Source organism: Pseudomonas fluorescens (assembly GCF_902497775.2).
Lineage (GTDB): Bacteria > Pseudomonadota > Gammaproteobacteria > Pseudomonadales > Pseudomonadaceae > Aquipseudomonas > Aquipseudomonas putida_F.
The window spans coordinates 2,594,149-2,617,884 of sequence record NZ_OZ024668.1 but is presented as its reverse complement, the minus strand read 5'-3'; the positions used below and the strand labels follow the sequence as shown (position 1 = coordinate 2,617,884).

Here is a 23,736-nt window from a genome sequence, read left to right as displayed (position 1 = left end):
TTGCAGCTTGGAGCTACCGCCCATGAACCTGTCCGCGCCTTTCATCCGCCGCCCGGTAGCGACCATGCTGCTGAGCCTGGCGATCATGCTGCTCGGTGGCGTCAGCTTCGGCTTGTTGCCGGTGGCGCCGCTGCCGCAGATCGAGTTCCCGGTGATTGTGGTCCAGGCCAACCTGCCCGGCGCCAGCCCCGAGGTCATGGCCTCGACCGTGGCCACGCCGCTGGAGCGCTCGATGGGCGCGATCTCCGGGGTTACCACGCTGACCAGCAGCTCCAGCCAGGGTTCGACCCGGGTGATCCTCGCGTTCGACCAGGGCCGCGACATCGACGCCGCAGCGCGGGAGGTGCAGGCGGCCATCAACGCCTCGCGCAACCTGCTGCCCAGTGGCATGCGCAGCATGCCCACCTACAAGAAGTACAACCCGTCCCAGGCACCGATCATGGTCCTGGCGCTGACCTCCAGTGTGCTGCAAAAGGGCCAACTGTACGACCTGGCCTCGACCATTCTGTCCCAGAGCCTGTCCCAGGTGCCGGGGGTAGGGGAGGTGCAGATCGGCGGCAGTTCGCTGCCGGCGGTGCGCGTCGAGCTCGAACCGCAGTTGCTCAACCAATATGGCGTGGCCCTCGATGACGTGCGCCAGACCATCGCCAACGCCAACCAGCGCCGGCCCAAGGGTTTTATCGAAGACGGCCAGCGCAACTGGCAGGTGCAGGCCAATGACCAGTTGGAGAAGGCCAAGGACTATGAGCCGCTGGTGATTCGCTACCAGGACGGCGCGGTGCTGCGCCTGAGCCATGTGGCCAAGGTCAGCGATGCGGTGGAAAACCGCTACAACAGCGGCTTTTTCAATGACCAGGACGCGGTGCTGCTGGTGATCAACCGCCAGACCGGCGCCAACATCATCGAGACCGTGAGCAAGATCAAGGAGCAACTGCCGGCCCTGGAGTCGCTGATGCCGGCCAGCGTCAAGCTGGACGTGGCCATGGACCGCTCGCCGGTGATCAAGGCGACCCTCAAGGAAGCCGAGCACACCCTGATCATCGCCGTGGTGCTGGTCGTGCTGGTGGTGTTCCTGTTCCTGGGTAACCTGCGCGCCTCATTGATCCCGACCCTGGCGGTACCGGTGTCGCTGGTCGGCACCTTCGCCGCCATGTACCTGTGCGGCTTTTCGTTGAACAACCTGTCGCTGATGGCCCTGATTCTCGCCACCGGCCTGGTGGTGGATGATGCCATCGTGGTGCTGGAGAACATCTCCCGGCATATCGACGACGGCGTGCCGCCGATGCGCGCCGCATACCTGGGCTCCAAGGAAGTCGGCTTTACCTTGCTGTCGATGAACCTGTCGCTGGTGGTGGTGTTCGTTTCGATCCTGTTCATGGGCGGGATTGTCGGTTCGTTGTTCCGCGAGTTCTCCATCACCCTGGCAGTGGCGATCCTGGTCTCCTTGCTGGTGTCCCTGACCCTCACGCCAATGCTCTGCGCGCGCTGGCTCAAGCCCCATGTCGAGGGCCAACAGACGCGCCTGCAACGCTGGAGCGAGCAGCTCAACCAGCGCATGATGACCGGTTACGGGCGCAGCCTGGACTGGGTCATGCGCCATCGGCGCCTGACCCTGCTGAGCCTGCTGGTGACCATCGCGGTGAACATCGCCCTGTACGTGGTGGTGCCCAAGACCTTCCTGCCGCAGCAGGACACCGGCCAGTTGATGGGCTTTGTCCGCGGTGACGACGGCCTGTCGTTCCAGGTCATGCAGCCGAAGATGGAAATCTACCGCCGCGCCTTGCTGGCGGACCCGGCGGTGGAAAGCGTGGCCGGTTTCATCGGCGGCAACAGCGGCACCAACAACGCCATGGTGATCGTGCGCCTCAAGCCGATCAGCGAGCGCAAGGTCTCGGCGCAGAAGATCATCGAGCGCCTGCGCAAAGAAATGCCCAAGGTGCCGGGCGGGCGCTTGTTCCTCATGGCCGACCAGGACCTGCAGTTCGGCGGCGGCCGCGACCAGAGCAGTTCGCAGTTCCTCTACACCTTGCAGAGCAGCGAGCTGTCGGCCCTGCGTGAGTGGTACCCGAAGGTGGTCGCTGCGTTCAAGACCCTGCCGGAGCTGACTGCCATCGACGCCCGCGAAGGCGGTGGTACCCAGCAGATCACCCTGGTGGTCGACCGCGAACAGGCCAAGCGCCTGGGCATCGACATGAGCATGGTCACCTCGGTGCTCAACAACGCCTACAGCCAGCGGCAGATCTCGACCATCTACGACAGCCTCAACCAGTACCAGGTGGTGATGGAGATCAACCCCAAGTATGCCCAGGATCCGCGGACCCTGGAGCAGGTGCAGGTGATCACCGCCGACGGCGCGCGGGTGCCACTGGCCACCTTTGCCCACTACGAGAACAGCCTGGCGGATGATCGCGTCAGCCACGAAGACCAGTTTGCCTCCGAGGATATCAACTTCGACATCGCCGAAGGCTACAGCCAGGAGCAGGCCCTGGCTGCGGTGGAGCGGGCGGTGGCCAAGGTCGGCCTGCCCGAGGATGTCATTGCCAAGCTCGGCGGTACCGGCGATGCCTTCGCCGAAAGCCAGAAGGGCCAGCCGTTCATGATCCTCGGCGCCTTGCTGGCGGTGTACCTGGTGCTGGGCATTCTTTACGAAAGCTACATTCACCCGCTGACCATCCTCTCGACCCTGCCATCGGCCGGGGTAGGGGCCTTGCTCACCCTCTACGTGGTCGGCAGCGAGTTCAGCCTGATCTCCCTGCTGGGCTTGTTCCTGCTGATTGGCGTGGTGAAAAAGAACGCGATCATGATGATCGACCTGGCCCTGCAGTTGGAGCGCCACGAGCACCTGAGCCCGGAGGAATCGATCCGCCGTGCCTGCCTGCTGCGCCTGCGGCCGATCCTGATGACCACCCTGGCGGCCATCCTCGGCGCCTTGCCACTGCTGCTCAGCCACGCCGAAGGGGCCGAGATGCGCCAGCCGCTGGGCTTGACCATCATCGGCGGGCTGGTCTTCAGCCAGATCCTCACGCTTTACACCACCCCGGTGGTCTACCTCTATCTGGACCGCTTGCGCCATCGCTTCAACCGCTGGCGCGGCGTGCGTACCGACGCTGCTTTGGAAACCCCGCTATGACCCGACGTCCGCTTTTTTCCGACCGTTCGCTGCAGCTGTTGCTGGCTGCCCGCGGCTCGCGCCTGCTGGCCTCGGCCTTGTGCCTGGCGATGCTCAGTGCCTGTACCCTGAGCCCGGACTACCACCGGCCCGAGACCCCGGCGCCGATGGTGTTCAAGCACGCCGAAGGCTGGACCCAGGCCAACCCCTCGGACGCCATCGCCCGCGGCGCCTGGTGGGAGCTGTACGGTGATGCCCAGCTCAATGGCCTGGTCGAGCAGCTCAATGCCGGCAACCAGACCGTCGCCCAGTACGAAGCCCAGTACCGCCAGGCCCAGGCCCTGGTGCGCAGCGCCCGTGGGGCACTGTTCCCAAGCCTGAATCTTTCGGCCGGCAAGACCCGCTCCAGCCAGGGCACCGGCAGCTCAAGCTCGAGCCTGAGCAACAACAGCAGCGGCATTCGCAACACCTACAACACCCAGTTGGGGGTGAGCTGGGAGGCCGACCTGTGGGGCAAACTGCGTGACGGCCTGGCCGCCAACCAGGCCAGCGCCGAGGCCAGCCTGGCCGACATGGCGGCAATCCGCCTGAGCCTGCAGTCGGAGCTGGTGCAGAACTACCTGCAACTGCGGGTGATCGATGAGCAGAAACGCCTGCTTGAGGCCACCGTCGAGGCCTATGAACGTTCGCTGAAGATGACCGAGAACCAGTACCGCGCCGGGGTTTCGGGCAAGGATGCGGTGGCCCAGGCGCAAACCCAGCTCAAAAGCACCCAGGCCGACCTGATCGACCTGGTGTGGCAGCGCGCGCAACTGGAAAACGCCATTGCCGTGCTGCTCGGCAAGGCCCCGGCCGAGTTCGCCCTGGCCGACAGCAAGGCTATCCCGGCACTGCCGCAAGTACCGCTTGCCTTGCCCTCGCAGTTGCTGGAGCGCCGCCCCGACATCGCCAAGGCCGAGCGCAACGTGATGTCGGCCAACGCCAGCATTGGTGTAGCCCGTGCTGCCTACTTCCCGGACCTGACCCTGAGCATGAGCGGCGGCTACAGCAGTAGCAGCTTCAGCGACTGGATCAGCCTGCCGAACCGCTTCTGGTCGGTCGGCCCGCAGCTGGCCATGACCCTGTTCGACGCCGGCCAGCGCGCGGCAGAAGTGGACCGTAGCGAAGCAGTCTACGACCAGACCGTGGCCCAGTACCGGCAGACCGTGCTCGATGGCTTCAAGGAAGTGGAAAACTACCTGGTGCAGCTCAAAGTCTACGATGACGAAGCGCAGGTGCGCAGCGAGGCCCTGGCTTCGGCCCGCGAATCCTTGCGCCTGACCAACAACCAGTACAAGGCCGGGCTGATCGCCTACCTGGACGTGGTCAACGTACAGACCACCGCCCTGAGCAATGAGCGCAGCGTGCTCAACCTGCTGCAGGGGCGGCTGGTGGCCAGCGTGCAGCTGATCGCGGCGTTGGGCGGGGGCTGGGACTCGCAGGCGGCGTTTGCTGAGCAAGGTGAAGATAAAAAATCGTTATAAAACAAGCATGTAAACTACTTTATTAAAGTCCTTTATCTGATCTGGCGGCTTTTGATGCAAATTGCATCGCTTTCTCCCTTGTTGCTTTAATTTATAAATGTAATTTATTGTTTTATAGGGTTTTTATGCGCTATAAATGTTGTCGGAAGGCAATGATTCGTTATTGCCATCTTCCACCGAAACTCCGTGCGTTTCGCTAAAGGTTGAGTACAATCATCGGCTTTTATCCGGGCCTCGCCAGTGCCCGGCCTACGGGTTGTGGAAGGCCTCATGCTGATCGGTAGTTACTCTTCTTCGCTGGTATTGATTTCGCTGTGTGTGGCCATCCTTGCTTCGTATACCGCCCTTGACCTGACCGGCCGGATCACCACCGCCAAAGGGCGCGCGGTGTACCTGTGGATGGTAGGCGGGGCGCTGGCCATGGGCACCGGGATCTGGTCGATGCACTTTATCGGCATGCTCGCCCTTAGCCTGCCGATCGAGCTGGGCTATGACATCACCCTGACCCTGTTGTCGCTGCTGATCGCCGGGTTGTCGTCGGGCTTTGCCCTGTGGCTGGTCAGCCAGCCGACCTTGCCCTGGCTGCAACTGGGCTTCGGCGCGCTGATCATGGGCAGCGGCATCAGCACCATGCATTACACCGGCATGGCCGCGCTACGCATGGCACCAGGCATCGACTACGACCCCACACTGTTCAGCGCCTCGTTGCTGATTGCCGTCGGGGCTTCGGCGGCGGCGTTGTGGATCGCTTTCCGCCTGCGCCAGCAAACCCTCTATGTGCGGCAGATCCGTGGCGGCGCGGCGATCATCATGGGCGTGGCGATTGTTGGCATGCACTACACCGGCATGGCCGCGGCGAACTTTCCCGAAGGCAGTTATTGCGGTGCCCTGGGCAGCGGCCTGAGCGGCAACGGCCTGGATTACCTGGTGCTGATCACCACCCTGGCGGTACTGGCCGCGGCCTTGTTGACCTCGGTGCTGGACGCTCGCCTGGAAGCGCGTACTGCAGAACTGGCCCGCTCGCTGACCCTGGCCAACCAGGAACTGACCCAACTGGCCCTGCATGACACGCTTACCGGCCTGCCGAACCGTACGCTGCTGGCCGACCGCATCGACCAGGCGATCAGCAAGGTGGCCGAGCAGGGCGGCTGCTTTGCCCTGATGTTCATCGACCTGGACGGCTTCAAGCCGGTCAACGACGCCTTCGGTCACCATATGGGCGACCAGTTGCTCAAAGAGGTTGCCCTGCGCCTGCGTGGCCACCTGCACAGCCAGGACACCCTGGCGCGGATCGGTGGCGACGAGTTCGTGCTGCTGGTGGACCTGCAGGAGGCCGATGACGCCGTGGGCGTGGCGGCCAAGCAGGTCAACCTGATCTCGCGCAGCTTTCGCGTTGCCGAGCAGAACCTGCAGATCTCGGCGAGTATCGGTATCGTCCTGTACCCCGGCAATGGCATCGACCAGCATGAGCTGCTGCGCAATGCCGACGCGGCCATGTACCACGCCAAGAGCGCCGGCAAGAATGGCTACAGCTTCTTCGACGTGTCGATGAACAGTAACGCGCGCCTGCAACTGCAACTGCTGCAGGATCTGCGCGTGGCCCTGGAGCAGGGCCAGTTCCGCCTGTACTACCAGCCCAAGTTCGACGCCCACGATTGCCAGCCAATCGGCGCCGAAGCGCTGCTGCGCTGGGAACACCCGCAGCACGGCCTGCTGCTGCCGGACCGTTTTATCATCCAGGCGGAGAAAACCGGGCTGATCATCCCGATTGGCGAGTGGGTACTGGACGAAGCCTGCCGACAGATGCGCATCTGGATCGATCGAGGCCACAGCCATTGGCGTATCGCCGTGAACCTTTCGGCCATCCAGTTCTGCCACACCGGCCTGGTAGAGAGCGTCGCCAAGGTGCTGGCGCGTCACCGGTTGCCGGCCAACAGCCTGACCCTGGAAATCACCGAAACCACCGCCATGCGCGATGCCGACGCCAGCATGCAGGTGCTGCAGCAGCTTTCGGACATGGGCGTGGACCTGTCCATCGACGACTTTGGTACCGGCTATTCGAGCCTGATGTACCTCAAGCGCCTGCCAGCCAACGAGCTGAAGATCGACCGCGGCTTCGTTCGAGATCTTGAGCAGGACAGCGACGATGCCGCCATCGTCTCGGCCATCGTGGCGCTGGGCCAGGCCTTGGGCTTGCGGATTGTTGCCGAAGGGGTCGAGACCGACCGCCAGCAGAGCTTCCTGACTCGGCTGGGGTGTGACTCGTTGCAAGGTTATCTGCTCGGCCAGCCACAGCCGGCCGAGCGCTTTATTGCCGATGTCGAGCGAGGGCGCGAACCCCAGGCTGCCAGCTGATCAGCCGACGGCGCGCAGGTCGCAGGACGGTTTGAAGGCGTCCAGTTCAGCCTCCACCGCTTCGATGATGCGTTCGACGTCCGCCGCATGCATCAGTGTGGCACAGGGAATACCGGCGATCGCCAGCAGGGTTTCGCCGGTAGCCCGGTCGAACAGGCGCGCCACCATGCTGCGCGGGGCGTCCATGCTGGCCTCGAAGCCCAGCGGATGAAAATGCCAGCGCATCATCTGGCAGGCGTTAGGGAACGTCAGCTTGTTCATGCCGGCCTCCTTGTACGGTGAACCTCACGCAAGAATGGGCGGGTCGGTGGGACCCGGCGAGAAACCTAAACATAGCATCACTGGCGCCAGTGTCGGCCTTTGATCATGACGGTTTTTGGATTGTTTGACCCAGGTCACGCTCGGTGAAAAGCAGGGCGCACACCTTTCTTTATCCGGCAAACGTTTGCCCGGAATATTTCCCCGCGCCGGCCAATGCCGTTCTGCTATTTTTACCGGCAGTCGGCTGGGATGCTTGCCCGGGAGTTTCAGACCAATGGCGCGTCCAGGTTCAGTCAAGGAGACCGTCCATGCGTTATTCCGCGCTCACCCAACGTATCGCCGGTGACGGTGCTGCTGCCTGGAACATCCATTACCGTGCGGTCGAACTGCAAAGCCAGGGGCGGGATATCATCCTGCTGTCGATTGGCGACCCGGACTTCGATACCCCGCAACCGATAGTCGACGCTGCCATCGACAGCCTGCGCGCCGGTCATACCCATTATTCCGATGTGCGCGGCAGCGAGGCCTTGCGCCGGGCCATTGCCGCTCATCACACCCGCCATAGCGGCCAGCCGGTCGACCCGCTGGAAGTGGTGGTACTGGCCGGGGCGCAATGTGCGCTGTATGGCGTGGCTCAGTGCCTGTTCGACCCCGACGACGAGGTGATCGTTGCCGAGCCCATGTACGTCACTTACGAGGCCGTGTTCGGTGCGTGCGCAGCCAGGGTCATCCCCGTGCCAGTGCGCCCGGAGCAGGGCTTTCGCGTCGACCCTGAAGATGTCGCCTCGCGGATCACCCCGCGCACTCGCGCCTTGTTGCTCAACAGCCCGCACAACCCCTCTGGCGCGAGCCTGCCCGAGACCACCTGGCAGCGCCTGGCGCAGCTGTGCATCGATCACGACCTGTGGCTGATCTCCGATGAGGTCTACAGCGAGCTGCTGTACGAGGGCGAGCATTTCAGCCCGGCCAGCCTGCCGGGCATGGCCGAGCGCAGCGCGACCATCAACAGTTTGTCCAAGTCCCACGCGATGTCCGGTTGGCGAGTTGGCTGGGTGATCGGTCCGCCGTTGTTGACCGAGCACTTGAGCAATCTGGCGCTGTGCATGCTTTACGGTCTGCCGGACTTTATCCAGGACGCCGCCCAGGTCGCCCTGGAGCAGGACCTGCCCGAGGTGCGGCAGATGCGCGACACCTACCGCGAACGGCGCGACCGGGTCTGTGCCAGCCTCGCGGGTTGCCCGGGTATCCGCGTGCACAAGCCCGATGGCGGCATGTTCGTGATGATCGATATCCGCGATACCGGCATTGGCGCCCAGGCCTTTGCCGAACGCCTGTTGGAGGAACATGGCGTGTCGGTGCTCGCCGGTGACGCCTTCGGCCCCAGCGCCGCCGGCCATCTGCGCTTTGGCCTGGTGCTCGACAGCGAGCGGCTGGAGCAGGCCTGCCAGCGTATTGCCCGTTGCGCGGTAGAGGTGCTCGAAGGCGTGCGGTCAGTTCAGCAGGCCGGCGGCGATGTTGATGGTAAAGCCCAGAATCGCGGTGTTGAACACGAAGCCTACCAGTGAGTGAGCCAGGACGATGCGGCGCATCTGCCGGTCGGCAACGCCTACATCCGATGTCTGCACCGCGACGTTGAGGGTGAACGAGAAGTAGTGGAAATCCCAGTAGTCGGGGTTCAGCTCGCCGTCGGCAAAGCGCAGCAACGGCTCCTTGCTGCCGGCGGTATAGAACAGCCTGGCGTAATGCAGGCTGAAGATGGTGCCGATCATCAGCCAGGAGCCGGCGACGGTGAAGCCGGTATAGGTGTAGTGCAGCAGCTGTGAGCCACCGGCAAGTCCGCGGCTGGCGGCCAGTTGCAGGGTGACCGCGGCAAGGCTGGCGATCGCCGCGATACTCACGGTGAACAGCACCAGGCCTGCGTTTTCATCCTCGACGCAGGCCACTTCGCGAACCTTCTCGGGGTTGGCCCGCAGTGTCAGCCACAGCACCAGCAGCAGGTACAACCAGACGCCGATGTTCCAGCCGGTGAGAATGTGCTGAACCAGATTGTCGGCGGGGATCAGCCAGCCGCCAAGGCAACCGGCCACGGCAGAAAAGCTCAGGCGCGGGTGGGTACGGGTCAATCGATGGAAAGCCATAGTGCTTCTAGTCAGGGGGTACCTGGGCAACTGTAGCCCATCACCACCCCCTGCGGGCGCGGAAATGCTTGCTGGCAGGCGCTGGCTTGGGCATTCTTGCGCGCCTCGCATGCTCATGGATGACGCCCCTTTGTTCGCCCCCTCTTTACGCCTGGCCGCGTGCGCCCTGGGCGCTGCAGTATCGCTTGGCGGTTGCAGTCACGGTATCGACTCGATGCCGTTGCAATTCAGCTCGTTCAGCTATCACGATGGCTCCTACTACTTGCGTTTTCGCAGCGACGAGGAAATTGTCAGCCTGTTCGAGCGGCATACCGGCGACGGGCAGATCGGCGAGTGGTTCACCTGTGCCCTGGACGATGACCAGGATTTCACCGTCGGCCATGCGATGATCTACAGCCTGGTCGGCGGCGTCGACTTCGAAGGCATCTCTGAAATCAAGGGCTACAACTACGTGGTCAGCGCGCATTTCTACAAGACCACCCCCGACCGCAGCACGCAGACCGATCTCCTCAAGCCGGCGATCCATCGCCTGCTGGCGGGCAAGACCAGCATCCCCTGCAAGCTGAGCATCACCGCGTTTGCCTACGATGCCTATTACTCGAAAACCATGCAGGTGCCGGTCAACCAGTTGCTCACGGAAGTGGCCAGGCATCGCGACCCTTTACCGGAATGGCTGCCCGAGCCGATAGTGGCCGGTCGTTCGCCACTGGTACCGCTGATCGACCCGTTGCCGCTGTACACGGCTCGGCTGCAGATCATCGATAACGACACCGGCAGGCCACGCAACCGTGTGGCGTATACCATCAAACGCAGTGACGGCTACCTGGAGCATGGCGAGGCCGATTTCGACGGCATGACCCATGAAGTCCTGTCGCTGACCCGGGAAACGGTAAAGCTTTACGTGGAAGATCCGGTGCCATGAAATTGCCCTCAATCGATTCCGGGGGTGTCGATGAGGTACTATCGGGGTTCTTGCCGTGGCTAAAAAGACTTGCCAATCAATGACCTGATTGTGATGCAGGTCAGCCGCCGCGGCGTTGTCACGAGTCAGACTGGCCCGTTGCAGGCCCCTGACCTCTGTTGCGCTCTACAGGATTCCCGGTTTGTCCGATTCACTGCACAACCCCTTGCTGCAATACCTCGCCCGCCTGGCGCCGTCCAGCCAGCTGACCATGAAGTACATCCTCCAGGATGCCGCCGACCGACTGGGCTTCGAGGATTGCGACATCGCCGAGGTACCCTGGCACCAGCTCGAGCCCGGGCATGTCACCGCCCTGGTGGCGGCCTTGCGCGCCGACGGCTACGCGCCGAACACCTCGTCGCTGTACGTCAACGCGGTGCGCGGGGTCATGAACGAGGCCTGGCGCCTGAGCCTGATCAGCCAGGAACAATTGCTCAAGATCCGCACGGTCAAGCCGACCCAGGGCACGCGCCTGCCGGCCGGGCGCAACCTCAAGCGCAGCCTGATCCGCGAACTGATGGACGCCTGCGCTGCCGACCCGCGCCCCCAGGGCCTGCGCGATGCGGCGGTGATTGCCTTGTTGTATGGCACCGGCATGCGCAAGTCCGAGTCGGTCAACCTGAGCTTGAGCCAGGTGGATTTCGACGAGCGCAGCCTGCAGGTGCTGGGCAAGGGCAACAAGCAACTGATCAAGTACGCACCGCCCTGGGCATTTGAAAAGCTCAATGCCTGGCTGGCGTTTCGTCGCGAGCAGTTGCCTGAAGGGCAGCCTGACGACGAGTTCCTGTTCAACCGCATTCGTCGCGGCAGTCACATCACCCGCGAACGCATCACCAAGCACGCGATCTACTACATTGCCCGCCAGCGTGGCACCCAGGTTGGGGTAAAGATCATGCCTCATGATTTTCGTCGCTCGTTCATCACCCGGGTGATCGAGGAGCATGACCTGTCGATTGCGCAAAAGCTTGCCCACCACACCAACATCCAGACCACCGCCAACTACGATCGGCGCGATGACAACGAGCGGCGGCGCGCGGTGGATCGCTATGATTACTGACAGCAACCCTGGCCGCTGGCTATGCAATACTGCTGGGCTCTGCCTTTTTTGGACCGCCCTGTAATGGACTTGCCCCGTCGCCTGCGCAGCAAACAGCTGAAACTCCACGCCCCGGAACTGACTTTCGCGGCGCAACTGCAGGCCGTGCTCAACGCCAACTTCGCCTTCCACCGAGAATTTTTGCCCTGGGCCCGCAACGACTGGACCCTGGAACAGGTGCGGCAAAGCCTGCTTGAGGCCCGGCACAATTGGGCGGCGGCGCAGGGCGAAAAACGCTACTACCTGTTTCTCGCCAGTGGCGAACTGGTCGGCTGCCTCGGCGTGCGCCCCGATGCGCAGGGCAAGGTCGGGCTGGGCTACTGGATGGCCGAGGCCCATGCCCGCCAGGGCCTGATGAAAGAAGCACTGGAAACCCTGCTGCCGGTACTGCAAGGCTCGTTGCTGTGGCTGACCACGTCACCGGCCAATGTCGCCAGTCAGCGGCTGGCCGAAGGCCTGGGGTTGCGGCGGGTTGCTGCGGCGGGCGGGGTGAATGCGCGGTTGCGCTATGAGTTGAGGTGCTGATTCGCCCTCATCGCGGGTCAATCCTTGACCAACGCCCGCAGCGCCGCTTTCGCCTCGGGCGTCTGCAGACGCTCGATAAATAGCAAACCTTCACGCTGAACCGTCGCCGCCAGTTCCTGGCGATGGGCGTCCTTGAGCAAGCGCTTGCTGATCCGTAGCGCGTCCTGGGGCAAGGCCTGCAGGCGAGCGGCGAGCTTGCGTGCTGCCGCCAGGCACTGTTCACCGTCTTCATGCAGCTCATTGGCCAGGCCCCACTCGACGGCCTGTTCGCCCGTGAGCAGTTCATTGCACAGCAACAACCGCGCCGCACGCGCATGCCCGAGCTGGCGTGGCAGCAGCAGGCTGGAGCCAAACTCCGGGCACAGGCCCAGCGGCACGAACGGCATGCGCAACTTGGCCGAACGACTCACCAGAACCTGGTCACAGTGCAGCAGCAGGGTAGTGCCGATGCCGATGGCCGCGCCGGCCACCGCCGCAATCAACGGCTTGTCCAGGGCCATGACCACGCGCATCAGGCGGAACACCGGGCTGTCCATGTCGGTCGGCGGGTTGTCGAGAAAGTCCTTCAGGTCGTTGCCGGCGCAAAAGCACTGCGGGCCGCCGGTGAGTAGGATCACCTCGACTTCGGCGTCCTCGGCCGCTGCCAGCAGATGGTCGCCCAGTTGCGTGTACATCGCCGAGGTCAGCGCATTGAGCTTGTCTGGTCGATTGAAGCTCAGGGTCAGCAGGCCCTGGTGCAGTTCGTGTGTGATCAACTCGTTCATGGCGTGCCTGTGTTGTTGTAGGTATCAGAACGTCGGCGGGGTAATCACCCAGATCACCACCGCATCCACTTCGCCAGGGTTGCCATAGCGGTGCGGCTCCTGGCTGGAAAAACTGAAGCTGTCGCCTTCGCTCAACTGAAAGTGCCGCTCACCGACCCACAGCTCGAAAGTGCCCGTCAACAGGTAGCCGGCTTCTTCGCCGTCATGGCTGTAGCTTTGCTGGCTGTAGGTTCCCGGCGGGAAGCGTGAGTGGAGGATTTCCAGCTGGCGGTTGGGTTGTGGGGTCAGCAACTGGTCGACGATGCCGTCCTCGTAATGCACGCTCAGGCGACTGTTTTTGCGCACCACGTAGCCGTTGTCTGCCGGATCGGTGCTGGCTTCACTGGCGAAAAACCACTGGATGGTCACGCCCAGGCTGCGGGCGATGTTGAACAGTGCCGGGATCGACGGGTAGGAGAGGTTGCGCTCCAGCTGGCTGATGTAGCCGGCAGTCAGCTCGCTTTGCTCGGCAAGCTCGGCCAGGGTCATGCCGCGGCGCTTGCGCAGGCCGCGGATGCGGGTGCCGAGAAAATGCGGGGCGGCGGCGCCTTCCTGGCTGGCGGCGGGCGGCGTCTTGCTGCTGTTGCTCATGGCGTGCTCCGAACCGCACTGTCAAAGCCCCGGAGTATAAACAGGCTTACAGGCTCCAGGCGACCTTCAAACCGTCGTAGACGGCTTCTTCAACCGTGCGCGGGGCCAGGCAGTCGCCGATGCGTTTTACCTCGACCAGGCCGTGCAGCTCGGCGGCCAGGGTATCGACTGGCTGATGGCCCTGACACAGCACCAGGGTGTCGATGGCTTCGAAGATCATCGGCTCGCCGCTGGCGGTGTGCTGCAGGTACACGGTGTTGTCATCACAGCCGTACAGGCGCGCATAGGGGGTGATCGGGATGCCCAGCTTGTGCAATTCGCCGGCCATCTGGTCGCGCACATACAGCGGCAGGCTTTCGCCGCAGTGGGTGCCGTTGACCGCCAGTTGCACCTGGTGGCCTTCGCGCACCAGGCGCTCGGCGATGCCCGGGCCGATCCAGTCGCAGCGCCAGTCGACCACCAGCACCGAGCGCCCGGGCTGGACCTCTGCGCGCAGGATCTGCCAGGCATCGACCACCTGCAGCTCACCGCCGCGCTCGAACGTCGGCCAGTAGGGCTCGGCGCCGGTGGCGACGATCACCAGGTCCGGCTGCTCGCGCTCGACCAGGGCGCGGTCGACGCGCAGGTTGCGCACCACCTTGACCCCGGCCAGTTGCATCTCGCGCTGCAGGTTGGTGCTGGCGCCGCCGAACTCGGCCCGGCGCGGCAGCAGTTGCGCGAGCAGCACCTGGCCGCCGAGCTGCGCGCTGGCTTCATACAAGGTGACGTCGTGGCCGCGTGCCGCTGCCACCGCCGCGGCCTTCATGCCGGCCGGGCCGCCACCGGCGATGATGATGCGCTTACGTACAGTTGCCGTCTGAAGGGTGCCGAACTGCTGCTCGCGCCCGGTTTCCGGATGCTGAATGCACGAGATCGGCAAGCCCTTGTGAAAATGGCCGATGCAGGCCTGGTTGCAGGCGATGCAGGCGCGCACGTCTTCGACGCGATCACTGCCGGTTTTGTTGGGCATCTGTGGGTCGCAGATCAGCGCGCGGGTCATGCCGCAGACATCGGCCTGGCCTCGGGCGAGAATCAGCTCGGCTTCCTGGGGCTGGTTGATGCGCCCGGTGACGAACAGCGGAATGTTCAGTTGCGCCTTGAAGGTCCCGGCTTCACGCGCCAGGTACGCCGCCTCGATGGCCATGGGCGGGACGATGTGCACGGCGCCACCGAGCGATGCCGAAGTGCCGGCGACGATATGCACGTAGTCCAGCTCCGCTTGCAGCAGCTTCACCGCCGCCAGCGATTCATCCTCGCTCAGGCCCTCGGCATCGCGCTCATCGGCGCTGATGCGCAGGCCGATGATGAAATCGTCTGCCGTCGCCGCGCGTACTGCGCCGATCACTTCGCGGACAAACCGCAGCCGTTGTTCCAGCTCACCATTGTAGCCATCGCTGCGCCGGTTGACCCGTGGGTTGATGAACTGCGCGGGCAGGTAGCCGTGGCTGGCGACCACCTCGACGCCATCGATACCGGCCTGATGCAGGCGCCGGGCAGCAGCGGCGTAACCGCCGACGATCTCGTCGATCATGGCCTGGTCGAGCGCCCGCGGCATGACCCGAAAACGCTCGTTGGGCACCGCCGATGCCGAGTAGGCCACCGCCAGCAAGCCATCGCTGGACTCCATGATTTCCCGCCCCGGGTGGAAGATCTGCGACAGCACTACGGTGCCATGGGCATGGCAGGTCGCGGCCAGCTGGCGGTAGCCGTCGATGCAGGCGTCGTCGGTGGCCATCAGCACATGGGAGGTGTAGCGGGCACTGTCGTGCACCCCGGCCACCTGCAGCACGATCAGGCCGACACCGCCTGCGGCGCGGGCCTGGTGGTAGGCGATCAGGCGCTCGTTGACCAGGTTGTCGGTGGGCATCGAGGTGTCGTGGCCGCTGGACATGATGCGGTTCTTCAGGCGTTTGCCACGGATTTGCAGCGGTTCGAACAGGTGCGCGAAGGTCGGCATGCGGGTCAGGCTCCAGCGGGGGTGTTGTTATTATTTTTCTATAGAAGTGTACCAACAGTAAAAAATCAACTTGTTTTTTTACTGGCCTTTGACTAGCGTGCAATCACCCCGGGTCCTGGGGCACACCTCACAACAACAAGAAAACGGGCCACGCATCACGTGGCACCGGCGAGAGGAACCATTGATGAAATCGAACCTGCTCAAGCTCTCTCCCTGGCTGCTCGCCCTTGCGGTCGGCGGCGCCCAGGCAGCACCGGACATGGTCGTGGTCGCCTATGGCGGCGCCGGCCAGAAAGCCCAGGATGCGGCGATCTTCAAGCCTTTCAGTGCCCAGGACGGCAGCACGTTGATCCAGAGCGAATACAACGGTGAAATGGCCCGGATCAAGGTCATGGTCGATACCGGCAATGTCGACTGGGACCTGGTACAGATCGAAGGCCCGGACCTGATGCGCGGCTGCGACGAGGGCATGTACGAGCGCCTCGACTGGACCCAGCTCGGGCGTGCCGAACAGTTGATTGCCGATGCCGCCCAGGAGTGCGGCTCGGCGGTGCTGGTGTGGAGCGTGGCGATTGCCTACGACCGCAACAAGCTGGCCCAGGCGCCGACCTCGTGGGCAGACTTCTGGGACGTGAAGAAAATCCCCGGCAAGCGCGGCCTGCGCAAGCGTGCGGTGTACAACCTGGAGTTCGCGCTGATGGCCGACGGGGTCAAGGTCGAGGACGTGTACAAGGTCCTGGCCACCCCCGCGGGCGTTGACCGCGCCTTCAACAAGCTCAGCGAGCTCAAGCCCTATATCCAGTGGTGGGAAGCCGGCGCGCAACCGGCGCAGTGGTTGAGCGCCGGCGACGTGGTGATGACCTCGACCTACAGCGGCCGGGTCGCGGTTGCCGCCCAGGAAGGCAGCCCGCTGGCCCTGGTGTGGCCGGGCAGCCTGTACGGCATGGACTACTGGGCGATCATCAAGGGCTCCAGGCATGTCGACCAGGCCAAGCGCCTGATCGCCTTTGCCAACCAGCCCGACACCCAGGTGCGCTACGTCAAGGAAATTCCTTACGGGCCAACCAACACCCAGGCCGCTGCCGAGCTTGATCCGAAACTGGCCCGTTGGGTGCCGACCTCCAGGCAGAACCTTGAAGGCGCCTTGTCGATGAACGTCGAGTTCTGGGTCGACCACGGCGATGAACTCGAAGAGCGCTTCAACGCCTGGGCCAGTCGCTAACCCCTGTGGCTGGACATCGAGCGGTGTCCAGCCCTATTGTCTGGCCAGCCTTTCGCCTGAGGACAACAATAATGACCGAGACCGAAATCCACCTGCGCCAGGAGCTGGCCGCCTGCTACCGGTTGATCGCGCACTTTCGCATGACCGACTTGATCTTCACCCACATCTCGGTGCGCATTCCCGGCCCCGAGCATCATTTTCTGATCAACCCTTATGGCTTGATGTTCGATGAGATCAGCGCCTCGAACCTGGTCAAGATCGACCTGCAGGGGCACGCCGTGGAGCCTTCGCGATACCCGGTCAACCCGGCCGGCTTCGTCATTCACAGTGCCATTCACGGTGCCCGCGAGGATGCCCAGTGCGTGCTGCACACCCACACCAAGGCTGGTTGCGCGGTGGCGGCGCTCCAGTGCGGGTTGTTGCCGGTCAACCAGATTTCCATGGAATTCCATGGCAAGGTCGCCTACCACGACTACGAAGGCATCGCCCTGGACATGGACGAGCAGCAGCGTCTGGTTGCCGACCTTGGCGACAAGCCGGTGCTGATGCTGCGTAACCATGGTTTGCTGACCGTGGGCGAGAACGTCAGCGAGGCGTTCCTGCGCATGTATTACCTGGAAAAGGCCTGTGAAATCCAGCTGGCGGCGCAAGCGGCCGGTGAAATTGTCCTGCCGTCGGAGGCGGTCTGCGCCCATACCGAGCGCCAGTTCAACGATCACGCGCGGCAGTTGAAAGAAGGCGAGTTGACCGATAGCGGCGCCATGCAACTGGCGTGGAAGGCCTTGTTGAGGATGCTGGAACGGGTGGCACCGGACTATCGCGACTGATCGGGACTTGTTGTACAGTTGTTCAACAGCATCGCGGGGCAAGCCCGCTCCCACCGGGATTGCCCATCCCCCTGTGGGAGCGGGCTTGCCCCGCGAAAAGGCCCCCACCCGAAGAGAACCGCCAATGAGCCAGGAAGCCCGTTTCAGCCGTATGGTTCCGGAGTTGCGCAAGGCCAACCTGGTCGAAGCGACCCTGGTGTGTCTGAAGCGGCACGGCTTTCAGGGCGCCTCGATCCGCAAGATCTCCGCCGAGGCCGGCGTTTCGGTGGGGCTGATCAGCCATCACTATTCCGGCAAGGACGAACTGGTCGCCGAGGCGTACATGGCCGTCACCGGCCGGGTCATGGGCCTGATCCGCGAAGCCATGGCCCAGGCTGCGCCCAATGCCCGCGAACGGCTGTCGGCGTTCTTTCGTGCCTCCTTCTGCGCCGAACTGCTCGACCCGCAGCTGCTCGACGCCTGGCTGGCATTCTGGGGCGCGGTAAAAACCGCCGACGCCATCAACCAGGTGCACGATCACTCCTACGGCGAGTACCGCAACGAACTCGGTCGGCTACTGGCCGAGCTGGCCGCAGAGGAGGGCTGGCAGGCTTTCAACGCCGACCTTGCGGCGATCAGCCTGAGTGCCTTGCTCGATGGCCTGTGGCTGGAGTCGGGGCTCAACCCCGGCACCTTCACGCCTGAACAGGGCGTGCAGATTTGCGAGGCCTGGGTCGATGGTCTGCAGGCCGGTGGCCGCCGGCGCTTCACCCTGACCGAGGGCTGTTGATCGGTCGTTCAGTAATAGGTACGCTGGCTTCGCGAGTTACAAAACAATTCCTATAAGAGACAACACGCAATGACGCCTCGGGTACTGGTCGTCGATGACGATCCGCTTATTCGCGACTTGCTGCACGCCTACCTGTCCCAGGAAGGCTACGACGTGCACTGCGCCGCCACCGCGGAGCAGGCCGAGCATTTTCTCGGCGAGCAGGCCGTCGACCTGGTCATGCTCGACATCCGCCTGCCGGGCAAGGATGGCCTGACCCTGACCCGCGAACTGCGGGTGCGCTCGGAAGTCGGCATCATCCTTATCACTGGGCGCAACGACGACATCGACCGTATCGTCGGCCTGGAATGCGGCGCCGATGACTACGTGATCAAACCGCTGAACCCGCGCGAGCTGGTGTCGCGGGCCAAGAACCTGGTGCGCCGGGTACGCCATGCCCAGGCCGGCAAACCGCCCAGCGCCGCCAATCATCCGCTCAAGCAATTCGCCGACTGGGCCCTGGACACCGACCGCCGCCGCCTGATCGACCCGCAGGGCGGCGAAACCCTGCTGACTCACGGCGAATTCCAGCTGCTCAGCGTGTTCCTGCGCAACAGCGGCCATACCCTGAGCCGCGACCAGTTGATGGACCAGATCCGCAACCGCGAATGGGTGCCCAACGACCGCTCCATCGACGTGCTGGTCGGCCGCCTGCGGCGCAAGCTGCACGACGATCCGGCCGAGCCGCAACTGATCATCACCATTCACGGCGCCGGTTACCTGTTTACCGCCAGCGTGGCGGCCTGAGCGCATGTGGCGGTTGCTCTGGCTCGCCATGCTGCTCGGCGCCCAGGCCCAGGCCGCCGAGCGCATCCGCTATTGCGACTACCCGGTGTACCCGCCGATTTCCTGGAGCGACGGCAAGCAGGTACGCGGCCTGGCGCCGACGGTGGTGCGCCAGTTGTTCGCGCGCCTGGGCTATGAGGTGGAGATCGTCGTGCTCGGCAACTGGAAGCGCTGCCTGCTTGATGCCGCTGAAGGCCGGGTCGACGTAGTGCTGGCTTACAACAGCGACCAGCGCGACCAGGGCATGCGCTTTTCTAACGTGCCGGTGCTGCGCGAGGAAGTGGCGGTGTTTTTCAACCGCCAGCGCCCGGTGAAGTTCGAGCGCCTCGAAGACCTGGCCAACTACCGCGGCGGGTTGTTGTTCGGCGAAAGCTATGGCGCCGACTTCGACCGCTTCGTCGCCCGCCACCAGAACATCGAGTGGGTGTCTGACAGCCAGCAGAACTTCGGCAAGCTGATTCGCGGGCGCATCGATTTCGTCATTCAGGAGCGGCGCACCGGCCAGCTGTTCGTCGAGCATTTGCCCGGCGCCAAGGACATCCAGGCCTTGCCCACTGCGCTCAGTGTCGACTACCTGCGGGTGGCGGTGTCGCGGCATTCGCCCGTGAGCCGGCACATGGCGCAGATCGATCAGCAGTTGCAGCGCATGACCGACAACGGCGAGATCCAGCGCTGGCTGGAGCAAAGCGAAGTCACCTACCGCGACATGGTCAACCTGCCGGCGGATGCCCGATGATCCGCCTGCAACCCGGCGGCCTGCTGCGGCGCCTGCTGCTGTTCATCCTGTTGTTCAGCCTGTGCTTTACCGTGCTGGCCAGCACCGTGCAGCTGTACTTTGAGTACCGCCGCGAAATGCGCGACATCGACGCGCGCATGGCGCTGATTCGCGCCGGTTACCTGGCAAGCCTGGAGCGCAGCCTCTGGGACCTCAATCAGGAGCAGTTGAACGTGCAGTTGCGCGGCCTGGTGGACTTCTCCGATGTGGCGCGGGTGCGCCTGAGCAGTGCCGACTTCGATTTGCTGCAGGGCGAGGCGAAACCGCAAGGGCCGCTGCGCATCGAGCATTTCGCCCTGGACTATCAGCCGCCTTCGGGGCCACCGCGCCACCTGGGCGAGCTGGAAGTCAGTATTGACCTGGGGGCGGTGCACCGGCGCCTGTTCGCCACCGGGCTGACCAGCCTGCTGTGGATGAGTATGTTCCTCTGTGGCCTGGCGGTGGCGCTGTCGGGGTTGTTCTACCGGCTGGTCACCCGCCACCTGCAAGTGATGGCCGAGTTTGCCCGGCGCGTTGGCGCCGGCGACTGGCAGCAGCCGCTGCGCCTGGACAAACGCCGCTCCAGTCGCGAAGACGAAATCGATACCGTGGCCCACGCCCTGGACGACATGCGCAGGAACATTCTCAGCGACATCGACCGCCGTGAAATCGACCGCCTGGCTTTGCAGGACAAGCGCGACGAACTGCAAAAAATGGTCGAGCGGCGCACCGCCAGCCTGATGCGGGCCAAGGAGGAGGCCGAGGCCGCCAACCTGGCCAAGTCGCGCTTCCTGGCGACCATGAGTCATGAACTGCGCACCCCGCTCAACGGCATCCTCGGTATGGCCGAGCTGCTGCGCGAAGCGGATCTGCACGCCCGCGACAGCAAGCGCCTGGATGCCCTGTACAAAGCCGGCGAAGGCCTGCTGACCATCCTCAATGAAGTGCTCTACTTCGCCCGCCTGGAAGAGGGCGAAAGCCACCCGGAAGCAGTGGATTTTTCCTTGCGCCAGTTGTGCGAGGAGGTCATGACCCTGCTCGAACCGCGCGCGCTCAACAACGACACGGTGTTGCGCTGTCGTATCGATACCCGGCTGGCGCCCCGCCAACACGGCGCCGAACAGTTTCTGCGCCAGGTGCTCAGCAACCTGCTGGCCAACGCCATCAAGTTCACCGAGGCCGGTGAGGTGAGTGTCGAGGTCCAGGTGCTGGACCAGGAGCAGGGCCGGCAGCGACTGCGGGTCAGTGTCCGCGACAACGGCATCGGTATTGCCCCGGCGGTGCAAGGGCGGATCTTCGATCGGTTCGTCCAGGCCAGCGAAGCCGTGGCCCGGCGCTACGGCGGTACCGGCCTGGGCCTGGCGATCTGCAAGCACCTGGTCGAACTGCTCGGCGGGCGCATTGGCCTGGACAGTGTCGAAGGGCAGGGCAGTTGCTTCTGGTTCGAATTGAGCCTGCAAACGGCGGCCGCCGAGGCCGCAACCGTGCTGCCGGCAGCAGCGGTCCAGGCCCTGGATATCCTCGTGGTCGAAGACGTCGAGCTCAACCGCGAGGTGGTGCGCGGCCTGTTGCAGCGCGACGGGCATCGCTTGTGGATGGCCGAGGACGGCGAACAGGCCATGGTGCTCTGTGCGCAACGTCGTTACCAGCTGATCCTGCTCGATGTGCACCTGCCGGGCATCAGCGGCGTCGAGTTGTGCCGGCAGATCCGCCGCACGCCCGGGCCAAACCGCGATTGCCGGATTTTGGCATTGACCGCCAGCGTACAGCCGGCGCTGGTGCGCGGTTATCTTGAAGCGGGCATGCAGGGCATCCTCGCCAAGCCGCTGAAGCTCGACAGCTTGCGCCAGGCATTGGCGCAACAGGTGCAAGTGGTCGAGGCGGTTGTGCCAGAGCAGGGCATGGACTGGGCGCTGCTCGATACTCACCGTAGTTTGCTGGGTGAACAGAAAGTCCAGGGGCTACTGGCGGTGCTGCGTGATGCCATCGAACATCAGCAGGGCGCGCTGGCCGAGGCGCTCAAGGCCGAAGATTGCACCGAGGTCGCCCATCTCGCCCATCGCCTCGCCGGGAGCAGCGACTCCCTGGGCTTTCGGGGCCTGGCAACGGTATTGCGTGAGGTGGAAGAGGCGGCGCTAAGCAAGGACCAGGCTGCCTTGAAAACGCTGCAAGCGCCCTTGGCCGAGCAGTTGCGCCTGGCCGGCGACACTCTGAAACAGCTGATCCAGAGCTGACGTACAAAAACCTTACGACTTTTTACATCTTCGATCTTTGCGTACAACCCCAGCTTACATCGCTTTCCAATAATCGACGGCAACCGCTGCCCGCGGTCTTCGAAGCTTATTGGAGATAATAATAATGAACTGCCGTAAAGCTCAGCCGTCCCCGCACCATTGCCTGTCCCTCCCGCGCTTCAACCACTGTTGAGGTGCCGACATGACTGACTCTACTGACCGTAAAGGCATCCACCTTACCCGCGCCCTGAAAAGCCGGCATATCTTCATGCTCTCGCTGGGCGGGGTGATCGGCACCGGGCTGTTCATGGGCTCGGGGGTGACCATCAACCAGGGCGGCCCCATGGGCGCGATCCTCGCCTACCTGGTGGCAGGCTTTCTGATGTACCTGGTGATGGTCTGCCTGGGCGAGCTGTCGGTGCAGATGCCGGTGTCCGGCTCGTTCCAGACCCACGCCACCAAGTTCATCGGCCCGGCCACCGGGTTCATGATCGGCTGGGTGTACTGGATGAGCTGGGCCACCACCGTGGGCCTGGAGTTCACTGCCGCCGGCATGCTGATGGTGCGCTGGTTCCCCGAGGTGCCGATCTGGTATTGGTCGGCGCTGTTCGTGGTGGTGCTGTTTGGCCTCAACGCCCTGGCCACCCGCGCCTTTGGCGAAGCCGAATACTGGTTCTCGGGGATCAAGGTGGCGGCGATCCTTGGCTTTATCATCGTTGGCGTGCTGGTGATCTTCGGCGCGATCCCGCTGACCAGTGGCGAACCGGCGCCGATGATGAACAACCTGATTGGCGACTCGATGTTCCCCAATGGCCTGTCGGCGGTGTTCGCGGTGATGATGACCGTGGTCTATGCCTTCCAGGGCTGCGAGATCATGGGCGTGGCCGCCGGTGAAACCGACCAGCCGGAAAAGAGCATCCCGCGCGCTGTGCGCAACGTGGTGTTCCGCGTGCTGATCTTCTACGTGCTGGCCATCGTCGTGCTCTCGGCCATCGTCCCGTGGCAGCAGGCCGGCCTGATGGAAAGCCCGTTCGTACAGGTCTTCGACAGGGTCGGCATTCCCTATGCGGCGGACCTGATGAACTTCGTCATCCTCACCGCGATCCTCTCGGTGGGCAACTCCGGCCTGTACGCCTCGACGCGCATCCTCTGGGCCATGTCCAAGACCGGCATGGCGCCAAAAAGCCTGTCGGCGCTGAGCACGCGCGGCGTGCCGCTGCGGGCCCTGAGCATCACCCTGTGCTTTGCCCTGGTGTCGCTGATGACCAGCTTCGTCGCCGCCGACACCTTGTTCATGGTGCTGATGGCGGTGAGCGGCATGTCCGGCACGGTGACCTGGATCGTCATTGCCCTGGCCCAGTATCGCTTTCGCCGCGCCTACCTGCAGGGCGGCGGCAAGCTGGCCGACCTCAAGTACCGCGCGCCGCTGTTCCCGCTAGTGCCGCTGCTGTGCATCACCCTGTGCAGTTCGCTGTTCGTGTTCCTGGCGCTGGATGAAACCCAGCGGCCGTCGCTGTACTGGGGTTTTGGTTTCATCGCAGTGTGCTACGCGGCGTACTTCATCATTCACCGCAAGCGCCAGGGGGTGTTGGCGCCGTCGGTGTAAACCCGGCCACCTAGCATTTTTGTCAGTTGTTGGCCGCGATAACGAGGTATTGAATAAGGGTCGACTTCCCCCAGTCGACCCTTTCTTCATGGCGTTTCCTGCACAGGGTCGAAGCCGTTCCCCCTGCTGACCGAGGCAATG

The 23,736-nt window shown here is 63.8% G+C and carries 19 protein-coding genes; 14 read left to right on the top strand and 5 right to left on the bottom strand.

Annotated elements, in window-relative coordinates; translation table 11 throughout:
* Window positions 1–22 precede the first annotated feature (22 nt).
* The 3 genes from F8N82_RS11840 to F8N82_RS11830 all read left to right on the top strand — a co-directional run bounded on the left by F8N82_RS11840 (window position 23) and on the right by F8N82_RS11830 (window position 6,987).
* A complete protein-coding gene (locus F8N82_RS11840; protein ID WP_038995464.1) occupies window positions 23–3,130 on the top strand; it encodes an efflux RND transporter permease subunit in 3,108 nt (1,035 codons plus the stop codon).
* Window positions 3,127–4,632 carry an efflux transporter outer membrane subunit gene (locus tag F8N82_RS11835; protein WP_038995463.1) on the top strand — a complete coding sequence of 502 codons (1,506 nt, stop codon included), beginning with the start codon at window positions 3,127–3,129 and terminating at the stop codon, window positions 4,630–4,632. Before F8N82_RS11840 ends, F8N82_RS11835 begins: the two co-directional genes overlap by 4 nt.
* Window positions 4,633–4,902: 270 nt before the next feature.
* Window positions 4,903–6,987 carry a putative bifunctional diguanylate cyclase/phosphodiesterase gene (locus F8N82_RS11830; RefSeq protein WP_038995462.1) on the top strand — a complete coding sequence of 695 codons (2,085 nt, stop codon included), beginning with the start codon at window positions 4,903–4,905 and terminating at the stop codon, window positions 6,985–6,987.
* Here the strand turns inward: F8N82_RS11830 and F8N82_RS11825 are convergent, their stop codons facing one another.
* Window positions 6,988–7,248: a DUF1652 domain-containing protein gene (locus tag F8N82_RS11825; RefSeq protein ID WP_038995461.1), complete on the bottom strand. Its 261-nt coding sequence runs from the start codon at window positions 7,246–7,248 to the stop codon at window positions 6,988–6,990.
* Between the two features lie 308 nt (window positions 7,249–7,556).
* Here F8N82_RS11825 and F8N82_RS11820 point away from each other — a divergent pair, with 308 nt between their 5' ends.
* Window positions 7,557–8,813 carry a pyridoxal phosphate-dependent aminotransferase gene (locus F8N82_RS11820; protein WP_038995460.1) on the top strand — a complete coding sequence of 419 codons (1,257 nt, stop codon included), beginning with the start codon at window positions 7,557–7,559 and terminating at the stop codon, window positions 8,811–8,813.
* On the opposite strand, the gene F8N82_RS11815 is transcribed toward F8N82_RS11820, so the two are convergent.
* Entirely contained in the window at window positions 8,739–9,386 is a 648-nt protein-coding gene (locus F8N82_RS11815) for a DUF1345 domain-containing protein (RefSeq protein WP_038995459.1), read from the bottom strand. The two genes, F8N82_RS11820 and F8N82_RS11815, sit on opposite strands and share 75 nt — an antisense overlap.
* Before the next feature lie 115 nt (window positions 9,387–9,501).
* On the opposite strand from F8N82_RS11815, the gene F8N82_RS11810 reads away from it, so the two are divergent.
* From F8N82_RS11810 to F8N82_RS11800, 3 genes are all read left to right on the top strand, one after another.
* A complete protein-coding gene (locus F8N82_RS11810) occupies window positions 9,502–10,308 on the top strand; it encodes a hypothetical protein (protein WP_141231068.1) in 807 nt (268 codons plus the stop codon).
* A gap of 181 nt (window positions 10,309–10,489) precedes the next feature.
* Entirely contained in the window at window positions 10,490–11,404 is a 915-nt protein-coding gene (locus tag F8N82_RS11805; protein ID WP_038995458.1) for a site-specific integrase, read from the top strand.
* A gap of 63 nt (window positions 11,405–11,467) precedes the next feature.
* Entirely contained in the window at window positions 11,468–11,968 is a 501-nt protein-coding gene (locus F8N82_RS11800) for a GNAT family N-acetyltransferase (protein WP_052251502.1), read from the top strand.
* Window positions 11,969–11,985: 17 nt separating this feature from the next.
* On the opposite strand, the gene F8N82_RS11795 is transcribed toward F8N82_RS11800, so the two are convergent.
* From F8N82_RS11795 to F8N82_RS11785, 3 genes are read right to left on the bottom strand one after another with little or no spacing between them, the layout of a single operon-like run.
* Entirely contained in the window at window positions 11,986–12,732 is a 747-nt protein-coding gene (locus F8N82_RS11795; RefSeq protein WP_038995457.1) for an enoyl-CoA hydratase-related protein, read from the bottom strand.
* 24 nt (window positions 12,733–12,756) lie between these two features.
* Window positions 12,757–13,362 (bottom strand): helix-turn-helix domain-containing protein, encoded by a 606-nt coding sequence (locus F8N82_RS11790; RefSeq protein WP_038995456.1) that lies wholly within the window; start codon window positions 13,360–13,362, stop codon window positions 12,757–12,759.
* 46 nt (window positions 13,363–13,408) lie between these two features.
* On the bottom strand, window positions 13,409–15,358 hold the full coding sequence (locus F8N82_RS11785; protein WP_038995455.1) for an FAD-dependent oxidoreductase: 1,950 nt from the start codon (window positions 15,356–15,358) through the stop codon (window positions 13,409–13,411).
* Between the two features lie 184 nt (window positions 15,359–15,542).
* Between F8N82_RS11785 and F8N82_RS11780 the strand changes: the two genes are divergently transcribed.
* The 7 genes from F8N82_RS11780 to F8N82_RS11750 all read left to right on the top strand — a co-directional run bounded on the left by F8N82_RS11780 (window position 15,543) and on the right by F8N82_RS11750 (window position 23,595).
* Window positions 15,543–16,580: an ABC transporter substrate-binding protein gene (locus F8N82_RS11780; protein WP_038995454.1), complete on the top strand. Its 1,038-nt coding sequence runs from the start codon at window positions 15,543–15,545 to the stop codon at window positions 16,578–16,580.
* A gap of 71 nt (window positions 16,581–16,651) precedes the next feature.
* Window positions 16,652–17,407 (top strand): class II aldolase/adducin family protein, encoded by a 756-nt coding sequence (locus F8N82_RS11775; protein ID WP_052251500.1) that lies wholly within the window; start codon window positions 16,652–16,654, stop codon window positions 17,405–17,407.
* Between the two features lie 124 nt (window positions 17,408–17,531).
* Window positions 17,532–18,176, top strand: coding sequence for a TetR family transcriptional regulator C-terminal domain-containing protein (locus tag F8N82_RS11770; RefSeq protein ID WP_038995453.1), 645 nt, complete (start codon window positions 17,532–17,534; stop codon window positions 18,174–18,176).
* Between the two features lie 69 nt (window positions 18,177–18,245).
* Window positions 18,246–18,962, top strand: a complete 717-nt coding sequence (locus F8N82_RS11765; RefSeq protein ID WP_038995452.1) for a response regulator — start codon at window positions 18,246–18,248, stop codon at window positions 18,960–18,962.
* 4 nt (window positions 18,963–18,966) lie between these two features.
* Window positions 18,967–19,737, top strand: a complete 771-nt coding sequence (locus tag F8N82_RS11760; protein ID WP_052251498.1) for a substrate-binding periplasmic protein — start codon at window positions 18,967–18,969, stop codon at window positions 19,735–19,737.
* On the top strand, window positions 19,734–21,989 hold the full coding sequence (locus tag F8N82_RS11755; RefSeq protein WP_038995451.1) for a hybrid sensor histidine kinase/response regulator: 2,256 nt from the start codon (window positions 19,734–19,736) through the stop codon (window positions 21,987–21,989). The genes F8N82_RS11760 and F8N82_RS11755 overlap by 4 nt, the downstream gene beginning before the upstream one ends.
* Before the next feature lie 202 nt (window positions 21,990–22,191).
* The gene (locus tag F8N82_RS11750; protein WP_038995450.1) at window positions 22,192–23,595 is read left to right on the top strand and encodes an amino acid permease; all 1,404 of its coding nucleotides are present in this window, start codon (window positions 22,192–22,194) and stop codon (window positions 23,593–23,595) included.
* The last annotated feature ends 141 nt before the right edge of the window (window positions 23,596–23,736 follow it).